This window comes from Daejeonella sp. AP26 (genome assembly GCF_056680515.1).
This window is the reverse complement of sequence record NZ_CM155286.1, coordinates 2,542,356-2,562,565: the sequence shown is the minus strand read 5'-3', so window position 1 is coordinate 2,562,565 and position 20,210 is coordinate 2,542,356. Positions and strand designations below refer to the sequence as shown.

The 20,210-nt window shown below is 42.6% G+C and carries 13 protein-coding genes; 9 read left to right on the top strand and 4 right to left on the bottom strand.

Annotated features, from left to right (window positions below):
* Positions 1 to 5: 5 nt before the first annotated feature.
* Together AC1MCB_RS10980 and AC1MCB_RS10975 are read right to left on the bottom strand one after the other, a co-directional pair.
* Positions 6 to 3,029, bottom strand: a complete 3,024-nt coding sequence (locus AC1MCB_RS10980) for a SusC/RagA family TonB-linked outer membrane protein (RefSeq protein WP_479964765.1) — start codon at positions 3,027 to 3,029, stop codon at positions 6 to 8.
* 511 nt (positions 3,030 to 3,540) lie between these two features.
* Positions 3,541 to 4,554 (bottom strand): LacI family DNA-binding transcriptional regulator, encoded by a 1,014-nt coding sequence (locus tag AC1MCB_RS10975; protein ID WP_479964764.1) that lies wholly within the window; start codon positions 4,552 to 4,554, stop codon positions 3,541 to 3,543.
* 258 nt (positions 4,555 to 4,812) lie between these two features.
* On the opposite strand from AC1MCB_RS10975, the gene AC1MCB_RS10970 reads away from it, so the two are divergent.
* The 6 genes from AC1MCB_RS10970 to AC1MCB_RS10945 all read left to right on the top strand — a co-directional run bounded on the left by AC1MCB_RS10970 (position 4,813) and on the right by AC1MCB_RS10945 (position 11,232).
* Positions 4,813 to 5,814, top strand: a complete 1,002-nt coding sequence (locus tag AC1MCB_RS10970; protein ID WP_479964763.1) for an alpha/beta hydrolase — start codon at positions 4,813 to 4,815, stop codon at positions 5,812 to 5,814.
* Between the two features lie 130 nt (positions 5,815 to 5,944).
* A complete protein-coding gene (locus AC1MCB_RS10965; RefSeq protein WP_479964762.1) occupies positions 5,945 to 6,964 on the top strand; it encodes a threonine aldolase family protein in 1,020 nt (339 codons plus the stop codon).
* A 526-nt stretch (positions 6,965 to 7,490) separates the two neighbouring features.
* The gene (gene accC, locus AC1MCB_RS10960; protein ID WP_479964761.1) at positions 7,491 to 8,975 is read left to right on the top strand and encodes an acetyl-CoA carboxylase biotin carboxylase subunit; all 1,485 of its coding nucleotides are present in this window, start codon (positions 7,491 to 7,493) and stop codon (positions 8,973 to 8,975) included.
* Positions 8,976 to 9,043: 68 nt separating this feature from the next.
* Entirely contained in the window at positions 9,044 to 9,622 is a 579-nt protein-coding gene (locus tag AC1MCB_RS10955) for an O-methyltransferase (RefSeq protein ID WP_479964760.1), read from the top strand.
* A gap of 284 nt (positions 9,623 to 9,906) precedes the next feature.
* Positions 9,907 to 10,497 (top strand): riboflavin synthase, encoded by a 591-nt coding sequence (locus tag AC1MCB_RS10950; protein WP_479964759.1) that lies wholly within the window; start codon positions 9,907 to 9,909, stop codon positions 10,495 to 10,497.
* A 426-nt stretch (positions 10,498 to 10,923) separates the two neighbouring features.
* On the top strand, positions 10,924 to 11,232 hold the full coding sequence (locus AC1MCB_RS10945) for a hypothetical protein (protein WP_479964758.1): 309 nt from the start codon (positions 10,924 to 10,926) through the stop codon (positions 11,230 to 11,232).
* Positions 11,233 to 11,368: 136 nt separating this feature from the next.
* On the opposite strand, the gene hscA is transcribed toward AC1MCB_RS10945, so the two are convergent.
* A complete protein-coding gene (hscA, locus tag AC1MCB_RS10940; protein ID WP_479964757.1) occupies positions 11,369 to 13,225 on the bottom strand; it encodes a Fe-S protein assembly chaperone HscA in 1,857 nt (618 codons plus the stop codon).
* Between the two features lie 204 nt (positions 13,226 to 13,429).
* Between hscA and AC1MCB_RS10935 the strand changes: the two genes are divergently transcribed.
* The 3 genes from AC1MCB_RS10935 to AC1MCB_RS10925 all read left to right on the top strand — a co-directional run bounded on the left by AC1MCB_RS10935 (position 13,430) and on the right by AC1MCB_RS10925 (position 18,777).
* On the top strand, positions 13,430 to 16,552 hold the full coding sequence (locus tag AC1MCB_RS10935; RefSeq protein ID WP_479964756.1) for a SusC/RagA family TonB-linked outer membrane protein: 3,123 nt from the start codon (positions 13,430 to 13,432) through the stop codon (positions 16,550 to 16,552).
* Between the two features lie 10 nt (positions 16,553 to 16,562).
* Positions 16,563 to 17,975, top strand: coding sequence for a SusD/RagB family nutrient-binding outer membrane lipoprotein (locus AC1MCB_RS10930; RefSeq protein ID WP_479964755.1), 1,413 nt, complete (start codon positions 16,563 to 16,565; stop codon positions 17,973 to 17,975).
* Positions 17,976 to 18,261: 286 nt separating this feature from the next.
* Positions 18,262 to 18,777, top strand: coding sequence for a DinB family protein (locus tag AC1MCB_RS10925; RefSeq protein ID WP_479964754.1), 516 nt, complete (start codon positions 18,262 to 18,264; stop codon positions 18,775 to 18,777).
* On the opposite strand, the gene AC1MCB_RS10920 is transcribed toward AC1MCB_RS10925, so the two are convergent.
* Positions 18,760 to 20,094, bottom strand: a complete 1,335-nt coding sequence (locus tag AC1MCB_RS10920; RefSeq protein ID WP_479964753.1) for a dihydroorotase — start codon at positions 20,092 to 20,094, stop codon at positions 18,760 to 18,762. The genes AC1MCB_RS10925 and AC1MCB_RS10920 overlap by 18 nt on opposite strands.
* Between the last annotated feature and the right edge of the window lie 116 nt (positions 20,095 to 20,210).

Genomic DNA, 20,210 nt, shown 5'->3' with positions numbered 1-20,210 from the left:
AAAATTTAGAAATCAAGATTTAAACCTAGAACAAACGTTCTTGGGCGTGGATAAAAGTTGTTATCAATCCCGTTATTGATCTCCGGATCAATGCCCTTGTATTTTGTAATAGTAAATACATTTTGAGCATTTGCGTTCAACCGCAGGTCTGCGGAGTTGTTGAATACTTTTCCAACGGTGTAGCCAATATTCAGGTTATCCATCTTCAGGAACGATGCATTCTGGATATAGTAATCAGACTGAAAATACCGGGTACCTTCTCCTGAAAAGTTAGTTTCCAGAATATCGCGTGAACCGTTGTTCAGGAAATTCAATGGGTTGAAGATGTTTCTGAGCGTACCTGTGCTTGAAGCAACGTTATTGTAAACATAGTTACCAAGACTGGCGCGCATTACAAAGCCTGCGTTCCATTTCTTATAGTTCACGCTACTGTTAAATCCAAGGAAAACTTGAGCATCAGGTCCTTTATAACGATAAAGATCTTTTTCAGTGATCTGACCATCTCCGTTCTGATCAACGAAAGTGTTTTCCAGAGGCTTACCTGCAGCGTTATAAACCTGCTGATAAACATAAAATGCTGCCCTGTTGAAACCGGTTGAATGAATCTGTATTTTGTTTCCGGTACCACCACTAATATCACCAGTTTGTGCGCCTGCATAATTAGGGTCATCAACAGCAGTTAAGTTTGTAATGGTGTTTTTGTTGTAAGTAGCATTGAAACCCACATTCCAGCTAAGATCATCTTTCTGAATAACAGCACCATTGATTAAAAATTCCAATCCCTTATTTTCCATGTTACCCACGTTCGCAACAAACTCATTGATAAAGTTTGTTCCTGCCGGCTGTGTAATGTTGTTTAATAAGTCTTTGGTCTTTTTCTGGTAGTAATCTAAACTACCTGTAATACGGTCACCTGCAAATCCAAAATCAATACCAGCGTTGGCTGTAGCGGTCTCTTCCCATTTTAAGTTTGGATTATAAGCTGATGGTCTGTACATATTGTAAAAAATGCCACCCAGTTCATATTGTGCTGTACTGTTGCTTATACCATAATTACCTAAATAAGAATAGTTATTAATTCCGTCCTGCTGACCGGTGATACCATAGCCAACTCTTAGTTTTAAATTAGAGATTACTTTAGAGTCTTTAATAAATGACTCTTCACTAACATTCCATGCCAACGCAGCGGATGGGAAAACTCCCCAACGATTCTCAGGCGCTAAACGTGAAGATCCATCGGCCCGTATAGTAGTAGTCAGAATGTATTTACTATTTAAAGAATAAACCAGGCGACCATAATAAGACGATAACCGGTTTTGTGGCTTGTCAAAAAGAAAGTTTGGATCTGATCCAGGTGACTTAACGCCATCAATGCTGTAATTACTGTAAGAATACGCTTTGGTCATGAAATCCTGATAGGATGTTCCCGCCATCAGATCAATACGGCTATTTACTGACGAAAGATCTTTAACGTAATTTAAATAGAAGTCAAAAAGCATATTGGTTTTTTTCTGTTGATATTTGCTGTACTCACCACTTCTGAATACACCAGTATCATCTTTAAACCGCATGAAGCTGGAAGCAGCGTCACCGGAAACGTAAATGTTTCCCTTTCCTTCAGAGATATCATAACCAACGTTAAGGTTAGCTTTAAGATCCGTTAAAAACGGGATCGTATAATCCATCTGAATATTTCCTATGCTTCTGCTAACATTACCTGAGTTATCTCTTTGATTTAACAGACCCAGCGGATTTTTTGGAGATAATGATCTTAATCCGGTTTCAGCACCAGCGTCCAGCCATTCCCAGTAGCCGCCATAATTGCTATTGCCAGACTGAACAGCCTGTGACGGGTCAAAACTCGCAGCAGCGCCAATTGCGCCCTCATTTGCAAAGCGGCTTTCGCTTAAACTTCCTTTCAGATTAACTTTAACATTCAACTGATCATTAAAGAAACGAGGATTCAAATTAACCGCAAGAGAAGTTCTTTGAAGACTTCCCGTAGCTAAAGCACCATCCTGGCTTAAATGACCGAAAGAAATACGGTATGGTAAATTTTTAGCCGAACCGGTCAGGCTAAGGTTGTTGTCGCTCGATACAGCAGACTGGTAGATTTCATTTTGCCAATCGGTATTTGCAGAGCCTACCAACGCTTTTAATGCAGGTGTAGCTAACGGACTGTTACTGGAACCTACTAAAGTTCTGAACTCGTCTGCCGATAAAACATCAACTTTGTCCCCAGTTTTGCCAACTGAAAAATTTGAGTTAAAGCTAAGCTGAGGTTTGCCGGTTATTCCTTTTTTAGTAGTGATCAAAATAACACCGTTCGATGCTCTTGAGCCGTAAATGGCTGCCGCAGAAGCATCCTTCAAAATATTCATTGACTCAATGTCGTTTGGATTGATCAACGATAAGCCGTTTGGAGATCCGGAGATAGGATTATTATCAACGGGAACTCCATCAATAACGATCAGTGGATCATTACTTGCATTCAAAGAAGCTCCACCACGAATACGAATAGTACTCCCTGAACCAGGAGCGCCACTATTTGACGTGATTTGCACACCCGCTACTTTGCCGGCAATTAATTGCTCTGGCGTAGTGATCTGTCCTTTAGTGAAGTCTTTGGTAGTTAAAGTAGCAATCGAACCCGTTACATCTGCTTTGCGCTGAGTACCGTAACCAACGATTACTACTTCGGTTAAACTCTCTGCGGATGGAACTAAGCTGAAATCAGACGTTACTTCAGAATCACCTACTGTTACGCTTTTTTCAGATAGTGTATATCCTATAAACTTAACGATAAGCGTTACCGTTCCGGCAGGCACTTTGTTCAATTTGAAATACCCGTTTACATCGGTAGAGGTAGACAGGTTAGTTCCTTTCAACGAAACGGTAGCTCCAGGCAATGGCTGGTTAGTTTCGTCAGTTACACGTCCGCTTAAACTTCCTGTTTGCGCTGATGCAACGATTGCTGACATCAGAAAAATACAGGAAAGCAGAAGCTTAATCAAGTAAATTTTTTTCATGAAAATGATGATTTAGTTTATAAAATTTTAAGTGGTATTTACTGGTTATTTAACTACGTCTAAGATTAGGTTACCCTTTTATATTTCCAAATTTTCTAAATATATTTTTTGCTCTCACGGTGTTTAATTCTACTCATTGCTCCGGAACAAAATATTATTTGTTAACATGCCAGATTAAGCATGTTATCAAAAACCTAAACAGAAGCTAATCAGCACGTTATCGTGTCGTCTTTTTGAAACTGTGTGTAAAACTTACACTAAGTTATTATTTGCTTAATCTCGGGAACGGTACCGGTAACGTTCCCGAAAACAACTTGAATTGCCAAAATTGCCCGTCGGAATCGGTGTTGAATTCTTCCCGTTTTCAACATTTCGTTGAAATTTTCTTACCACAGGAAAGGCCGGATAATGGGTTAAAATTGACTGGGATAATCCCGGATTAGAAGTGAAGATTGGATACAACTCCGGGTTGTTGGAATACCCGCCGGGGCGAGGTGGTTATTTCTAAAATTCAGGTAATTGAAGAAGATTTCCGTGCAATGATTTCTGACTTGCAGACGATCTGATCATTGACGTTCCTGTTATCGTCAGATTCGATTGCCCGGAATAGCAAACCCGCCGCTGCCGTTCCCATTTCAAGGGCCGGTTGGGTGATAGTCGATAAAGAAGGATTTAATAATGAGGCAATTTCGAGACTCGAAAAACTGATCACCTTAAGGTCGTCGGGAATTGTAATATTTAGATCATGGCAGACCTGGTAAGTTGCAAGAGCAAGCCGTTCAACAGAAGCAAATATTCCGTCAGGTTTCAGTTCCAATAGAGTTTGCTTCAAAATTTCCTGATTCTTCTGCAGGTCATTACTGCAGTCAATGATCAGGTCGTCTCTAAATTCGAGCTGGTGCGCAGCCAGGGCATCCTTGTAGCCCGTCATCCGCAGTTTCCCAATCGAATGACTTTTATTAACCACCAGGTAAGCAATGCGTTGGCAACCCGACTCGATAAGGTGCTCGGTGGCAGAAAAACTGCTTTCATAATCATTGCTGGTTACTTTAGCGGTATCTATATCTTCATAAACCCGGTCAAAAAACACAAGTGGTATATTTTTCTTCTTTAGTTTATTCAAATAATCGTGATTCTTAGTTTCCCCGGAAACAGACATAATAATTCCGTCAACCCGGCCGCCTTGTAAATTGCTGATGAACGAAGTCTCTTTTTCAAAATCATCATCAGTGAGATAAATCAGTATATGGTATCCCTTTTCGCGGGCAACTTTTTCAATTCCATTGATCGCCTGGGAAAAGAAGTTGTTGGCTATTTCGGGGACAATTACGGCAATAGTTTTACTTTTTTTCTCTCTTAGGTTACTTGCATGATGATTAGGCTCATAATTTAATTCATTAGCGAGAGATAAAACCCTTTCCTTTGTGGCTTTATTAATTTCATTGCTTCCCCTGAAAGCACGTGAGATAGTAGAAGTAGATAAATTTAGCTCTTTTGCTAATTTTTTGATATTGATACTGTCCATAATGTCTAAGGCGGTGCGATGTTATGGTTTTTTTCTCTAAGTTAAACAGGAATTCAAAATCTATCGTTTACTTATTAGTTATTTATCTGCTTCAAATAACCCTTCCCTAGTATGCCAACTAAATGCTTTCTGTGTTTATTTTTTATTTCTGCCCTTTTCAGTTTTCAACAAACCGCTGCACAATCCAGCAGAGTAAACTTCATTATTAATTCTTCGGCTAATGTTCTGCCAAACTCAAAGCTATTTCTAGCAGGCGGGATGAATAGTTGGAATCCGGCCGACAGTAGCTACGTTTTTGCACCGAATGGTAAACAAGGTTATGAACTGACTGTAAATCTCCCTAATGGTGTCAATGAGTATAAGATCACCCGTGGCTCCTGGGAAACAGTAGAGGCACGTTTAAACGGCCAGCCCGTTTCTAATCGAAGCCTAATCCTGAAGAAGGATACGATTATTTATCTGGACATTTTGCAGTGGCAGGATAACTTTAAGCCTCAAGCAAAAGCGCATACTGCAAGCAAAAATGTTCGGGTGATCGATACGGCATTTAAAATTCCCCAGCTGGATAGGGTCCGGAAGATTTGGGTCTACCTTCCGCCTGATTACGAATCATCAGGTAAAAAATATCCCGTCATCTATATGCACGACGGCCAGAACCTTTTCGATGCTTATACCTCCGGCTATGGCGAATGGGGAGTGGACGAACTGATGGATAGTTTGTATTTGAAAAATAATAAGATGGCCATCATTGTCGGTATTGATCATGGGAACCAGTATCGTTTGACCGAATACAATCCATTTGATAACGAACGTTTTGGAAAAGGAAGGGGTAACGATTATGTCGATTTTATTGTGCATACTCTAAAGCCTTTTATTGACAAGACTTACCAGACTCAAGCATCTGCCAGACATACCACTATTGCCGGAAGTTCAATGGGCGGTTTAATTTCTATGTACGCAATGGCTAAGTATCCGCAGGTTTTCGGTAAGGCCGGTGTGTTTTCCCCTGCTTTCTGGGTCGCGCCAGCACTCTATGCCTATCTAGCCGACAAAAAACTCCCAAAACACAAGATCTATTTTGTTGCCGGAGATCTGGAAAGTAACGAGATGGTGCCCGATATGAAGAAACTTCACGAACAATTACTTTCGCAAAAAGTTAAAAGCAAGCAGATGCTGCTAAAAGCGGCCGCTGACGGCAAGCATAGCGAATGGTTTTGGCATCGCGAGTTTCCAGCGTTTTACAACTGGATCATGAAATAATCACCCGAATCCAATATATTTGGACCATAAGTAAGATGGTGAAGGTTCATCTGATAACTAGCCGCAAAATGCGGTTTATTCGGTGTTAAAACCGCATCTTAAGTCTCAAATCTAAATACTCCATACTAAAATGATAGTTGATCTGCGCAGTGACACCGTAACCAAACCGGGCAAAGAAATGCTTGAAGCCATGATGAGCGCCCGGGTAGGCGACGATGTCTTCGGCGAAGATGAAACGGTTAATGAGCTGGAAGAAAAAACAGCGGAGTTGTTCGGAATGGAAGCAGGGCTTTTTTGCCCTTCAGGGACGATGAGCAACCAGATCGCCATCAAATGCTTCACTCAGCCTATGGACGAGGTGATCTGCGATGAAACCGCTCACGTCTACCGGTATGAAGGCGGAGGGATTGCTTTTAATTCGTCAGCCTCAGTAAGGCTTCTTTACGGGGATAGGGGCAGGTTAACTCCGGAGCTGATTGAGCCACAAATCAATCCGGATAACATTCATTACCCAAGAACCAGCCTGGTGGTTCTGGAAAATACGGTGAACCGGGGCGGGGGAAGCTGCTATACCCTTGATCAGATCGAACCTATTTATCATTTATGCCGGTTAAAGAACTTGAAACTGCATTTAGACGGAGCGCGCCTGTTTAACGCCTTGGTCAAAACCGGGGATGACGCAGCCGATTACGGGCCTATGTTCGACGGAATTTCAATCTGCCTTTCAAAAGGCCTTGGCGCGCCTGTTGGATCTGTCTTGCTGGCAAGTCGGGAATCTATTGCAAAGGCCAGACGTGTTCGCAAGATATTTGGTGGCGGAATGCGCCAGGCAGGGTTTCTGGCTGCTGCCGGAATATACGCACTCGATAATAATGTCGAACGCCTGCAGCAGGATCATGACAACGCTGCCATCCTTGGATTAGCCCTTATCGAAATGCCGTTTGTGAAGAAGGTGATACCGGTTGAAACGAACATCGTCATTTTCGAGTTGGACGACCACCATCATGCAGATGATTTTGTTGAGAAGTTGCTGCATCGGGGTATTAAGTGTAATACCTTCGGCAAGCAGATGATTCGCTTTGTTACCCACCTGGATGTCAACTCAGACATGATGAATTATACGTTGGAGCAACTCCGGAAGCTGCATTAATATTAAGTCTTTAAGCTGGATGTTTGCCGGCTCATTGGAATTGTATTTCAATATCTTGTTTTTTGCCATTATCTGAAGAAGAAGGATTGCCCCGATAGCCGGGGCTTTTTTTTTTGCCTCTTTTAGGGGTCTGGATAGACGACATAAAACTTTTGTTTTAGCAGAAGGCTAACTAGCCATTTACTGACTATGTGATAACAGGGTGCTTACAGTATGTTGATCGAAGGATGACATAGTAAGCACATAGTAAGTATATAGTAAGCATATGGTAAGTTCAATCGCAAAAGGCTCATAAAGCAAGAGCGTGTAATTAGAATCCTAAGCATCAAAGCCCGGGGATTAAATGTTCAAACCTTAAAACCTGGATGGCAATTTTCTAAGCAGGAAATGGTTCTCTAAAATATGGGAACATACTGTTTATCGGGAGTATCGCCTTCAGGCTTGAAACCAGCGAAGACTATTTTCCCGTCAATCCTTCCATTGTAATTACGATATGTGATCGTGTAAAAATTCTACATTTGTATTAATGAAGAAAATCCTGGTTGCTAACCGCGGCGAAATTGCGTTACGTGTAATGCGTTCGGCCCGTGAAATGGGAATTAAAACGGTAGCGGTTTATTCCGAGGCTGATCGAAATGCACTTCACGTGCGTTATGCTGATGAAAGTATTTGCATAGGACCGGCACCCTCCAATCAATCCTATTTGGTTGGGGACAACATCATAGAAGCTTGCCGTAAAACCGGTGCTGAAGCTATTCACCCCGGTTATGGATTTCTATCCGAAAACGCAGCCTTTGCGCGGCAGGTTCAACAGGCCGGCCTGATTCTTATCGGTCCATCTCCGGAAGCCATGGAGATTATGGGTAATAAGTTATCGGCAAAAGCGGCTGCCTTAAGATATAATATCCCGATGGTTCCAGGAACCGAAGAAGCGATTACGGATATTCAGGAGGCCAAGAACAGGGCCGAAGAAGTAGGTTTTCCGATCCTGATTAAAGCCGCTGCGGGCGGTGGCGGTAAAGGAATGCGGATAGTAAACAGATTGGAAGATTTTATTGAACAGATGAACCTGGCAGTGTCAGAGGCCACTTCTGCATTTGGAGATGGTTCGGTGTTTATCGAGCGGTATGTTTCATCGCCGCGGCATATAGAAATTCAGGTATTAGGTGACAATCAAGGGAATATTGTGCATCTGTTCGAGCGCGACTGTTCCGTTCAGCGACGCCATCAAAAGGTGATTGAAGAAGCCCCATCTTCTATATTAACACCTGCGATCAGGGAAAGAATGGGTAAATGTGCAGTAGACGTGGCCCGTTCATGCAATTATACAGGTGCCGGCACTGTCGAGTTTATCATGGACGAGAATCTTGACTTTTATTTTCTCGAAATGAATACCCGATTACAGGTGGAGCATCCGGTGACCGAAATGATCACCGGGATAGACCTGGTTAAAGAACAAATCAGAATTGCTCGTGGCGAAACCTTGCGTTTTCAACAAGAAGACCTCAGCATTACCGGCCATGCGATTGAAGTTAGGGTTTATGCCGAGGATCCTAAAAACAATTTTCTGCCTGATATTGGTACCCTGCAAACATATATTACACCTAAAGGCCCCGGAGTGAGAGTAGATGATGGTTTCGAACAGGGCATGGATATACCAATTTATTATGACCCGATGATCGCAAAGCTGGTGGTTTATGGTAAGGACCGCACCGAAGCAATTGAACGGGTCATCAGAGCTATAGACGAATATCAGATTACCGGGATCCAGACAACGCTGGCCTTCGGTAAATTCGTAATGCAGCACCCGGCATTCGTTTCAGGCAATTTCAACACGCATTTTGTAGAGCAATATTTCAAACCGGAAGATCTGGATCAGGGTAATGATAAGGAAGCGCTGATTGCCGCGATAATCGGAGCTCAGCTAATGCAGCAAAAGTCTCAGCATAAACAAAATAGCGCGGCACCTTCCACCAGCTCAAACTGGAAGAAGAACCGGGTTCGATATTAGGTTTATTAATCAGTTGATGGCAACCGGGAAAAAAAAGCGTTCAAATTATCAGACTAAATAAGTAAACATTGACAGACGAAATTTATCAACCAGTACCTGACTCCTATTTTGACATTGACAATGCAACAAAGGAAAATGGCTTTACAATGCCTTCCGATATTTTAACCTGCTCCTTGTTGCGAACACTTGCAACTTCAAAACCAGCAGGCAAATTCCTTGAACTTGGGACAGGCACTGGACTTTCAACATCTTGGATACTTGATGGAATGGATAATGATTCAACTATCATATCATTAGATATTGATGAAACCCTTTTAGAAATTGCTAGAACATTCCTTGGACAAGACAAGCGATTGGATTTAGTTCAATGTGATGGAGAGGAATGGATTAAATCTAACATAGGACGAAAGTTTGATTATATTTTTGCAGACACTTGGCATGGCAAATATCTTCTTTTAGACCAAGTTTTGGAGATGATTAGCAAGGGTGGCTTTTATATTGTTGATGATATGCTCCCTCAACCAAATTGGCCAGAAGGACATCAAGAAAAAGCCATCAGTTTTGTAAAAGATTTGGAGAAAAGAAGTGATTTAGTTGTAACAAAACAACATTGGGCAACAGGAATAATTGTTGCGGTAAAGAAATGATTTTTTTCATTATTTACTGCAACAATTTATCGACTGATAAAAGCGGCAGCCATCAACAGCTGGTTAAAAGCAAACGGGCGGAAAGTGCTAAATCGAAAGTGATTACCTTTAATGAACTTTGGTCTTAGCGGACATTGAATCGGGTTTTGATGCCCGCCTGCTTTTAGCCCCGACCGTTGTTAATTGTTTCTTTGCTTGATTGTGAAGTCACTTATTTTAAAAGCTCTTCTTATTCATGATTCCCGATCAAATATTTATTCTTAACCAATAATTCTTAATTCTACATGTTTACCGGTATAATTGAAACCTTAGGCAAGGTCACCAATCTGCAAAAAGACCTTGATAACTTGCACATCGCTATATCTTCTGCCATTTCGGACGAGTTGAAGATTGATCAAAGCGTAGCCCATAATGGTGTTTGTTTAACGGTGGTCCAGCTGAAGCCAGGTGAACATACAGTAACCGCCATAGCCGAAACACTTTCAAAAACCAACCTGGCGGAGTTACAGGTAGGCGACCTTGTCAATCTGGAGCGCTGTATGCAAATGAATGGTCGATTAGACGGCCATATTGTTCAGGGGCATGCTGATCAAACGGCCAGGTGCACTAAGTTGATCCATCGGGAAGGAAGCTGGGAGTATACTTTTGAATACGATGCTGCGCAAGGGAATATAACTGTTGAAAAAGGTTCGATATGTGTTAATGGAATCAGCCTGACTGTCGTTAATTCCCGGGACAATAGCTTTTCAGTAGCAATTATTCCTTATACGTTTGACCATACCAATCTTCAGAATGTAAAGGAAGGCTCTACGGTTAATTTGGAGTTCGACATCATTGGCAAATATGTAAGCAAGCTGATTGGTAAAGTTTCCTGACAGGTTGCAGGACATTGGTAAAATGATAAACAGAATGTTAATTCCGTGTAATTATTGCTTATAGTAATGACCAGGAAGCTCCTCCCGAGCTCCGGTAAACAGGCTATTTTTCTATAGACATGGAGCTCCTCTGGAGCTTTAGATTTTTCATCAAATCCTTCGGGCTGTATTATACATTTATTGTTATCCGCTATACTGCTACGACAGGAGTATCCTGTTTATAGAAATTGGCAAATCATTAGCTCAGCTCCCGAGGAGCTTCCTGCATTCGTCAATTAATGGAATAGTGAACCGGGCTAAGGTTTGCGGCTATGTTAATTGTCAACAATTTAGATCGCCTTGATTTGTTTTCTTAAAAACTTCGTTGGCTTGGTAATTGTTATTCAGGAGGTTCATTAATAGAGATGACAACCTAAAAACAACGTTATGGATAAGTTAAAGAAATTTGAGCTGATGGAAAAAATAACGCGTGAACTGGAAGACTTGAAAAACAGTCAGATGGCGATCGTGCAAAAAATCGGCAAAATTGAGGTAGATAACTTCGAGCTGGGAAACAAAACTTTAGAGCGTATTCTTCCGGATGTTCATCAGAATATTGCAGATAATCTTGATAAAATTGCTGAGATCCTTAGCAGCTTCGAGGAGAGCAAAGATGATTATGGAAAGAAAAACAATGTTGATCTGTTAAAGGAGCAGGAAGCTATTCGCGAGGCTACTGAGGGAGAAAACAAATAACCTTTCAGCAGGCTTTTCAGACCTGCTTACTTTGGACTGGTTCGTAACCTGTTCGTACTAGTTCAACATTTTGTTGACTTGACAAGCATGTTACGAACAATCCAGATACGGTTATTCGCATTAAAAATCTTTTTTTCTAATCTATCGCTTTACCCTTCATTGCAGTAGATATAGCCTGGTCCATCAGGCGTTCCGCAAATGGGCGTGTAAATTCATTCACCTCATCAATTTTCTTGAGGATTAAGTCTTTATTTCCGGATTTCAAGCCGTTTTTCAGGCCTTCCAAAAGCGCTTGTGTATCCCTGGTTTCGTCAGCAGAAACATATTGATTGTTTTTTTGAAGAAAGCGTTCTACAGTATAGACCATTTGCTCGCCCTCAGTTCGGGCTTCTATTAGCATTCGCTGACTTACATCCTCTTTTGCATGCTGTATGCTGGCCATTAGCATTCTCTCCACTTCCTCATCAGTTAAGCCATAGGTGGGCTTTACTTCAACTTCTTGTTTTACTCCTGAACGCACTTCATGTGCCTGAATTTTTAAGATACCGTCAGCGTTCAGCAAAAAGTTAATATCTACTTTCGGAAAGCCGGCTGGCATGGCAGGAATTCCTTTCAGATCAAACTCTGCAAGCTTTCGATTCTCTTGTATGAGGTCGCGCTCGCCCTGGTAGACGGAGATCTTCATGTTTACCTGACCATCAATTGAAGTGGTATACTGTCGCCCAGCCTTTGATGGTATTTTTGCATTACGTGGAATAATTACGTCCATCAGGCCCCCCATCGTTTCTATCCCTAAGGAAAGCGGAGTGACATCCAGCAGTAAAATATCTTTACGGTTGCCGGCCAAAATATCTGCCTGGATGGCCGCGCCTAAGGCCACCACTTCGTCAGGATTGATATTATCGTGTACAGTCTTTCCGAAAAATAGAGAAACTTCGCTTTTAACCAATGGGGTACGGGTTGAACCACCAACCATAACCACTTTCTGAATATCTCGCGCCGTTAAGCCTGCATCATCCAGAGCATTCTGGCAGCATATTATGGTCTGTTCAACTTTTGGTAAAATCAGTTCTTCAAAGGTGATCTTTGTTATGGCACAGGGAATGTTGTTTACAAAACCGTTAAATAAGTTTTGGGTAGTCAGTGCGATTTTAGCTTCTTCGGCTTTTAACCGCAGAGCCTGCGATAGGTGTTCGTCTGCTGCAACAGCCTGTTTATCAAGTTGGTTTTGCTCAATCCAATAATGAACGATTGCCTGGTCGAAATCATCGCCTCCTAAAAAAGTATTTCCGTGAGTTGAGAGAACTTCAAAAATGCCATTCTGAATTTTAAGAATGGAGACATCAAAAGTTCCTCCGCCCAGATCGTAAACAGCTATTGTCTTTTCCTCATCAGGATTCAAGCCTATTCCATAAGCTAAACTGGCGGCTGTGGGCTCATTAACGATCCGCAGCACGTCAAGACCGGCAAGTTTCCCGGCATCGCGGGTTGCCTGGCGCTGACTGTCATTAAAATAGGCGGGGACTGTGATAACTGCACGATTTACCGGCGTTTTCAGCGCATGCTCAGCCCGTTGTTTCAGCTCTTTCAGTATCAGGCCGGATAACTCGATAGGGGTGTAAAATGTATTGCCGACTTTAATTTTTACCAGGCTCTCGGTATCGTTATCTATAATCTTATAGGCGAAATAATCCTTGTGAGGCTCAATATCATGGTATGATCTGCCCAATAATCGCTTAACCGAAAAAATAGTGTTGTGAGGATCCGGAATTAAATAGTCTTTTGCTTCATTGCCAACTAACACGCCGCCATCCGGATGAAAATGTATTACCGATGGCACCAGGATACCCTTTCCGGTATCGTTTATAACCTGGGTATGTCCTTCAGGATTAATAAATGCCACCAGGCTATTCGTTGTACCGAGATCGATACCTACAATTATATCCTCTTTCTGTATGGAACCGGTTGTGAGGTTAATAGAAATTTTAGCCATAAAACTATTTCAACAAGCGGCAAATCTACACAGTTTAGAATCATTCTGGAATGAATACTGAACTATTAACACAGGTATGATAAAACAGTATTCCAACCTATTGTAACAGGTTTGTTGCAGTAACTTTTTTGGGAGAGTAGTACCTTATGCCGGTCGAACATTCAATCTGACACCTGTATATGTTGTACTTAATTTAAACGAGTTATGAAAAAACATATTACCTCTCTCATCGTATTGTTATTATTACTTGGACAGACGGAAACTTTTGCCCAGGCCATTCGCGAAATAAGCGGAAAGGTAACTGCAGCGGATGATGGATCTGCTCTTCCTGGTGTAATCGTTTTGATCAAAGGGGCCAGCTCGGGAGCCACCACTGATCAGCAAGGTAACTACCGTATCAACGTTCCAAATTCAAGCACCGTTTTAGTATTCAGATTTATTGGTTATTCAAGCCGCGAAGTTGCGGTGGGGAATCAATCTGTGGTAAATGTTGTTCTGTCGCCGGATAATACCCAGTTAAGTGAAGTGGTTGTTACTGCACTTGGCATTTCCAGGGATAAGAAAGTTATCGGTTACGCTTCTCAGAATGTAAATTCTGACGACCTGAACATTAATCGCCAGTCTAACGTGGTGAACGCCTTGCAGGGTAAGATAGCGGGGGTGACCATATCAAGTAGTGGCGGGGCACCAGGTCAGGGTGCGAGTATACAGATCCGGGGAATCAATTCGATTGATGTAGGCCGGGACAATCAGCCGCTGTTTGTGATTGACGGGGTACTGTTCGATAATACAACCTCTACTTTTGGGCAGAGTGCCGACTTACGGGGCATGAGTAACCGGGCTGCGGACCTTAACCCGGATGATGTTGAAAGTATCAACGTTTTAAAGGGTGGTGCTGCGACAGCTTTATACGGGCTTAGGGGTGCAAACGGCGTTGTCGTGGTTACAACCAAATCCGGCAAAGCTGGTGCGTTGAGAGTGAATTTTACAAGTACAGTAGGGACTGAATCGGTGAATAAGTTCCCTGAAATTCAAGATAAGTATACAATTGGTACCAACGGAATTTATGATCCCGAACAATTTTTCCCATCATGGGGGCCGACGGTTGCTGCAGCTAAGCTGATCGACCCAACTCATCCTGATAAATTATATAATCACTTCAAAGATGCTTACCAAAATGGCTGGCAGGCTCGTAATTCCCTGACATTTTCCGGCGGGTCGGAAAAAGTTACTTTCTCTTCCTCGATCTCGCAGAACGACCAGGAGGGTGTGTTGCCGTTTACCTCTTACCGCAATATTTCAGCAAGGGTAAATACCGACGCTAAGATTAGTGATCAGTTTTCTGTAGGAGCCAATCTAAACTTCATTAATTCAGGAGGTGACCGCTATAATGCCGATCGTTTCAATGAAACTCTAAGTTACTGGTCACCAAGGTATGACGTGGAAGATTTCCTAAAGCCTGATGGGACCATGAACTCATACGGAAACGATAATCCAATTTATGGAGCTTATTCTAATAAAATGAAGGATAATGTAAACCGTTTGGTAGGTGGGTTTAATGCGAGTTATAAGCCCCTCAGCTGGCTGGACTTCACTTATAGAATTGGTCTGGACACCTATTCCGATTCACGCACACGCACCGGACCTGGTCCAACGGGTATAGCTGGTGAACGTATTTATGAAGATAATGGTCCCGGATTCGTTTATGAGTACAATTCCAACTTTAGAGCGATCACTTCTACCTTTATAGCGAGTGCGACCGCCAAAATTGCTGAAGACTTGAATGCTACTTTTCGTGCAGGCCATGATCTATACGACCGAAAATCAAAGGATGTGGGTGTTGAAGGAGATACCTTAACGGTTTATGATTGGTTCGACCTTCGCAACGCCAAACAGATAGTCCCCCGTCAAAACGAACAGGAATATCGCCTGATGGGTGTTTTTGGTGAGCTGACACTTGACTATAAAAACTTTCTTTTTCTGACGCTGACCGGAAGAAATGACATCACTTCTTCATTGCGGACAGGTAATAATTCCTTTTTCTATCCCTCGGCCAGCTTAAGTTATGTGTTTTCAGAACAGCTTATGCTGCCTGACTATATAACATTCGCCAAGCTTCGCGGATCTTATGCAAAGATTGGTAAGGATGCGCTTCCGTATGCTACAAGCAGTGGTTATTCCTCTTACCAATTACTTCCCCCGGGATTTACCGGATTTACAAGATCGGCTTTGTTAGGCAATCCTAACCTGAAACCTGAGTTCACTGAAACTTATGAAGGTGGTCTGGAAATGTCATTCTTCAACAACCGTTTGAGTTTAGATGGTTCGTATTATTACAGCTTAAGTAAAGATCAAATCATCAACGTCCAGGTTTCCTCGGCAACTGGATTTGAAACTGCTGCCGTTAACTCAGGCGAAATGCGCAACAAAGGTATTGAGCTTGCTTTAACTGGAGTTCCTGTTAGGACCGATAACTTCAAGTGGGATGTGGGCTTAAATTTCTCAGCTAACCGTAATAAGATACTGAGTATCCGCGAAGACCTGACAGAAATAGCCTATGCCTCTCAGTTTGGATACAGTGGTTCCGCCGTGACTATGAAGCTGATACCCGGTCAAGCATATGGAAATATCTACGGCAGCTATTACGACCGTTATTACGGAAGTGAAGCGGAGGATCCTTTGAAAATAGATGAATCAAAACCAATCATCATTGGTGCCAATGGCTTTCCTGTAAGAATGCCGGTAGCAAATCAAAAGATCCTTGGTAATTCGCAGCCTGATTGGATTGGCGGCATTACTAACAACTTCAGATATAAGAATCTTTCCTTATCTGCTCTGATCGATGCGCGTGTAGGGCAGGAGCGTTACAATCAAATGGGCAATTTTTTCTCCGCTTTCGGGATAGCTAAGTATACTGAGGACCGGAATGAAACCAAGGTTTTTCCCGGTGTTTTAGCCGACGGCACTCCGAATACCAAACCAGTTTGGCTGGGTCAGCAAGTTGGGCCGGACGGCGTGAATTATGGAGCGGGCTATTATAGGAATGTACACCGCACTGTTTCAGAAAACTTTATAGAAGATGCTTCATGGGTGCGATTAAGGTCGGTAAGCTTAGGCTACTCGCTACCTGCTAAATTACTTCAACGCTCTTTTGTTAAAAATGCTTCTCTTACGGCTACTGGCAACAACTTGTGGTTAAGCACTGAATACTCAGGGTTTGATCCGGAAAGCAGCTCGACGCCAAGCGGATCAAACGTAGACGGATTTAGCGGTTTTACTTATCCGGCAGTAAGAAGCTTCCTATTAACACTAAACGTTGGATTCTAAATTGCAAGACATGAAAAAGACTTTAAGATATATATTCGTATTGTTTCTGATAGGTGGGATAAGCAGTTGTAAAGACTATTTTGATCTGGACAGCAATCCGAACCTGGTTGTTAATCCACCATTGAATTCGCTTTTATCAACCACCACACAAAAATCCGGTTTAAATAGCCAGCGTGTCGCCAACATTACATCCTATTTTGTCCAGTATCTCGCCAATCCCGGTGCCGGTGCATCAACCGATACGTACCAGATAACTGATTATACCAGCACCTGGGATTATTTGTATTTCGCTATGGCGGATATTTATGATATGAAAGCTAAGGCGTTGACTGAAGGCTCGTCAGAGCATGTGGGAGTTGCGAACATTCTGATGTCCTATAACTTGACCTTAGTTGCCGATCTTTTTGGGGACGCTCCTTACTCCGAAGCATTTGCCGGTACCACGCTAACGCCTAAATATGATACTGAAGAAGAGTTATATGCAGAATCGCTGCGGTTACTTGACGAAGCTATTACCGAACTCGCAAAAACTGATTCGAAGGTGAAACTAGGTGCGACAGATGATTTTATTCATCACGGGGTGGTTGCAAGCTGGACAAAGACAGCTTACGCATTGAAAGCACGCCTGCTGAACAAGGTTTCTAAGAAACCCGCTTACAACTCCGCTGCCGTACTGGATGCGGTTAGCAAGGCTTACACAAGCTCGGCCGACGATGCGCAGATGTCGGGATTTTTGGGTTTGAATCCTTGGGCAAGTATCGCTCAAAGCAATACTCAGCTTGTATTGGGGGGGTGGTTGAGCGAGCAGTTTATGCAGCACATTAACGGTGACAGCTATGGAGTACTTGATCCAAGAATAACCAAGATCACTAATAAAACATCAAATGGGGACTATAAAGGTACACCTAATGGTGCGGGCAATGTTGGTTCGGAATCTAACACGGTGCCCGATGAAACCTACATAACCAGGACGTCTCCGTTAACCGGCGACGCAGCCCCTATGATTCTTGTTTCTTTTGCAGAGTTAAAAATGATAGAAGCTGAGGCTACTTTCAGGTCAGGGGATCCGGCTGGCGCATTTACTGCTTATCGCGCCGGAATTACGGCACATATGGATAAATTAGGAGTAACGCCGGCAGAAAGGGATGCTTACCTGGCCTCTGCGGCGGTTGCTCAGGATGCATCCGCATTTACACTTGATCAGATATTCCAGGAGAAATACATCATTACTTATCTAAATCCCGAAGCATGGAACGATGCCCGGAGATATGACTATAAGTATAAAAACTTTACGCTTCCGGTAAGTGCAGCTTTAACAACATTTATTCGAAGGGTGTCTTATCCCGTTGGTGAAACATCAAAAAATGGGTCAAATGTGCCTGCTGTAGCTTCTTTGGCGGACCGCCTTTGGTGGGATGAATAGAATTTAATGCCTGACCTCTGATAGTACCAGTGGTCAGGCTCTTTATTTGTCTAATACAGTTTGCCCGATGCTGGCAAGGTCATTTCAAAGCATTTAAACTCAAAAGTTTTAGCTATCTTGATTGTTCTACTTAAAATAGGTTTATTACTTTTATATAGTTGTGAAGCTATCAGCAGGGACTATGGGAAAATGCGATAAAGCGCGCCTTACAGGCAAGTTTTGAAAGCGGTTACATGCTGCGCATTTTAATCCATGATGATAGCTTTGTTGCGTTAACTCTAAGCGTATGAAATCTCTACTCCTTAATTACCTCAGGTACAATCACTGGGCAAATCAAAAGATGTGTAAATACTTGTCCGCTATTGATCATCCGGAAGAAGATCCTAACAAGGAAGGCTTGTACATGACAATTAAGAAAATTATTCTGCATATTGCTGACGGTGAACAAACCTGGCTATCGCGGTTAAATGGAGACAATATTCCACATATGCATAACCTTGATCTTGAAGGCTCCTTCAGTGGGATCTGCGACCTTATCCTGAAAAACTCTAATGAATTCATCGGCTTTGTAGAGGACAGGAAAGAATCTTTTTTCATAGACAGCACTGAGTATATCAATTTGAAAGGTAAATCCTTCAGTCAAAACAATGCCGAGATCATCCTTCACTGCATGAACCATTCAACTTTTCACAGGGGGCAGGTAATCAATATGCTACGAAACGTAGGGTACACGGATCAGTCAGCAAGTGATTTCATTATGTTCTTAAGGGAACAGCAAGCTCTCTCAACGTTCGAAAATTAACCTTTGGCCGGGCATTTGGTCGTTGATCTTCCCGTTTTCCCAGGCCAGGTGTCCTGATACGAATGTATGGGTGATATTGCTGTTGAATGTGTAGCCATCAAAAGGACTCCAGCCACACTTCGACAAAAGATTACTCCTATTCACCTCTGTTGACTTCTTTAGGTTAACAAGGACAAGGTCTGCGAGGTAACCTTCGCGTATAAAACCACGATTACTTACCTGGAAGCATACAGCTGGGTTATGCGCCATTTTTTCGACGATCTTCTCAATACTTATTTTGCCCTGGTGGAACATTTCGAGCATGGCCACTAAAGCGTGTTGAACGAGTGGTCCCCCTGAAGGCGCTTGTAGATAAGGCTGTGATTTTTCTTCGATAGTATGTGGGGCATGATCAGTGGCTATCACATCAATCCGATCGTTTAAAACAGCCTGCAGTATTGCATCGCGGTCTGCAGCGCTTTTAACCGCCGGGTTCCATTTGATCCAGTTACCTTTTTCTTCGTAGTCTGCGTCTGAAAACCACAAGTGGTGAATACATGCTTCCGCAGTAATCCGCTTTTGTGCAAGGGGGATAGTGTTGTCAAACAAGCCTGTTTCAATTGCCGAAGAGATATGCAGGATATGCAAGCGGGAATTGTGTTTTTTGGCTAGTTCAACAGCGAAGGATGAGGATTTGTAACATGCTTCGGCGGTTCGGATGAGTGGGTGCATACCGGGCGTTACCTTATCTCCAAACAAAGTTGTGAACTTATCTGCATTGGAACGAATGATTGCTTCGTCTTCGCAATGTGTGGCAATCAGCATGGGTGCATTGGCGAAAATGCTTTCGAGTGTTTTCTCATTGTCAACAAGCATATTGCCTGTTGACGATCCCATAAATACCTTAATTCCGCATACATTCCGGGAGTTAGTTTTAAGAACTTCATCCAAATTGTCATTGCCGGCTCCCATGAAGAAGGAGTAGTTTGCTAAAGAGTTGCGGGAAGCAATGCGATATTTGTCTTCAAGCAGTTCCTGCGTTAACGTATTTGGAACGGTATTGGGCATCTCCATAAAAGAAGTTATCCCGCCGGCCACAGCTGCCCGGCTTTCGGTAAAGATCTCTGCCTTATGAGTTAGTCCGGGTTCGCGGAAATGTACCTGGTCATCAATGCATCCCGGTAACAGATGCAATCCTTCGGCGTTTATCTCTCGGTCAGCTCTTATGTTAATAGAGGGGCCAATTTTTTCAATAATGCCGTCTTTGATGTATAGATCAGCAACAAATTGCTTGCCTTCATTAACAATAGTGGCTGAACGGATTATAGTGGATGGCATGAGCTGTGTTATTTTTGTTAGTGATTCCCTAAGCGCGCGGGGGCAATTTCGTTATTATTTAAGATTCTACGGGTATAAATCTTTATTGGTTTGAATTGCGACGACCTTTGCCCGAA

Bases quoted from the DNA above. Each gene is read 5' to 3' on its own strand.
- AC1MCB_RS10980 (WP_479964765.1), bottom strand. From the start codon at position 3,029: ATGAAAAAAATTTACTTGATTAAGCTTCTGCTTTCCTGTATTTTTCTG.
- AC1MCB_RS10975 (WP_479964764.1), bottom strand. From the start codon at position 4,554: ATGGACAGTATCAATATCAAAAAATTAGCAAAAGAGCTAAATTTATCT.
- AC1MCB_RS10970 (WP_479964763.1), top strand. From the start codon at position 4,813: ATGAATAGTTGGAATCCGGCCGACAGTAGCTACGTTTTTGCACCGAAT.
- AC1MCB_RS10965 (WP_479964762.1), top strand. From the start codon at position 5,945: ATGATAGTTGATCTGCGCAGTGACACCGTAACCAAACCGGGCAAAGAA.
- accC (WP_479964761.1), top strand. From the start codon at position 7,491: ATGAAGAAAATCCTGGTTGCTAACCGCGGCGAAATTGCGTTACGTGTA.
- AC1MCB_RS10950 (WP_479964759.1), top strand. From the start codon at position 9,907: ATGTTTACCGGTATAATTGAAACCTTAGGCAAGGTCACCAATCTGCAA.
- AC1MCB_RS10945 (WP_479964758.1), top strand. From the start codon at position 10,924: ATGGATAAGTTAAAGAAATTTGAGCTGATGGAAAAAATAACGCGTGAA.
- hscA (WP_479964757.1), bottom strand. From the start codon at position 13,225: ATGGCTAAAATTTCTATTAACCTCACAACCGGTTCCATACAGAAAGAG.
- AC1MCB_RS10935 (WP_479964756.1), top strand. From the start codon at position 13,430: ATGAAAAAACATATTACCTCTCTCATCGTATTGTTATTATTACTTGGA.
- AC1MCB_RS10930 (WP_479964755.1), top strand. From the start codon at position 16,563: ATGAAAAAGACTTTAAGATATATATTCGTATTGTTTCTGATAGGTGGG.
- AC1MCB_RS10925 (WP_479964754.1), top strand. From the start codon at position 18,262: ATGAAATCTCTACTCCTTAATTACCTCAGGTACAATCACTGGGCAAAT.
- AC1MCB_RS10920 (WP_479964753.1), bottom strand. From the start codon at position 20,094: ATGCCATCCACTATAATCCGTTCAGCCACTATTGTTAATGAAGGCAAG.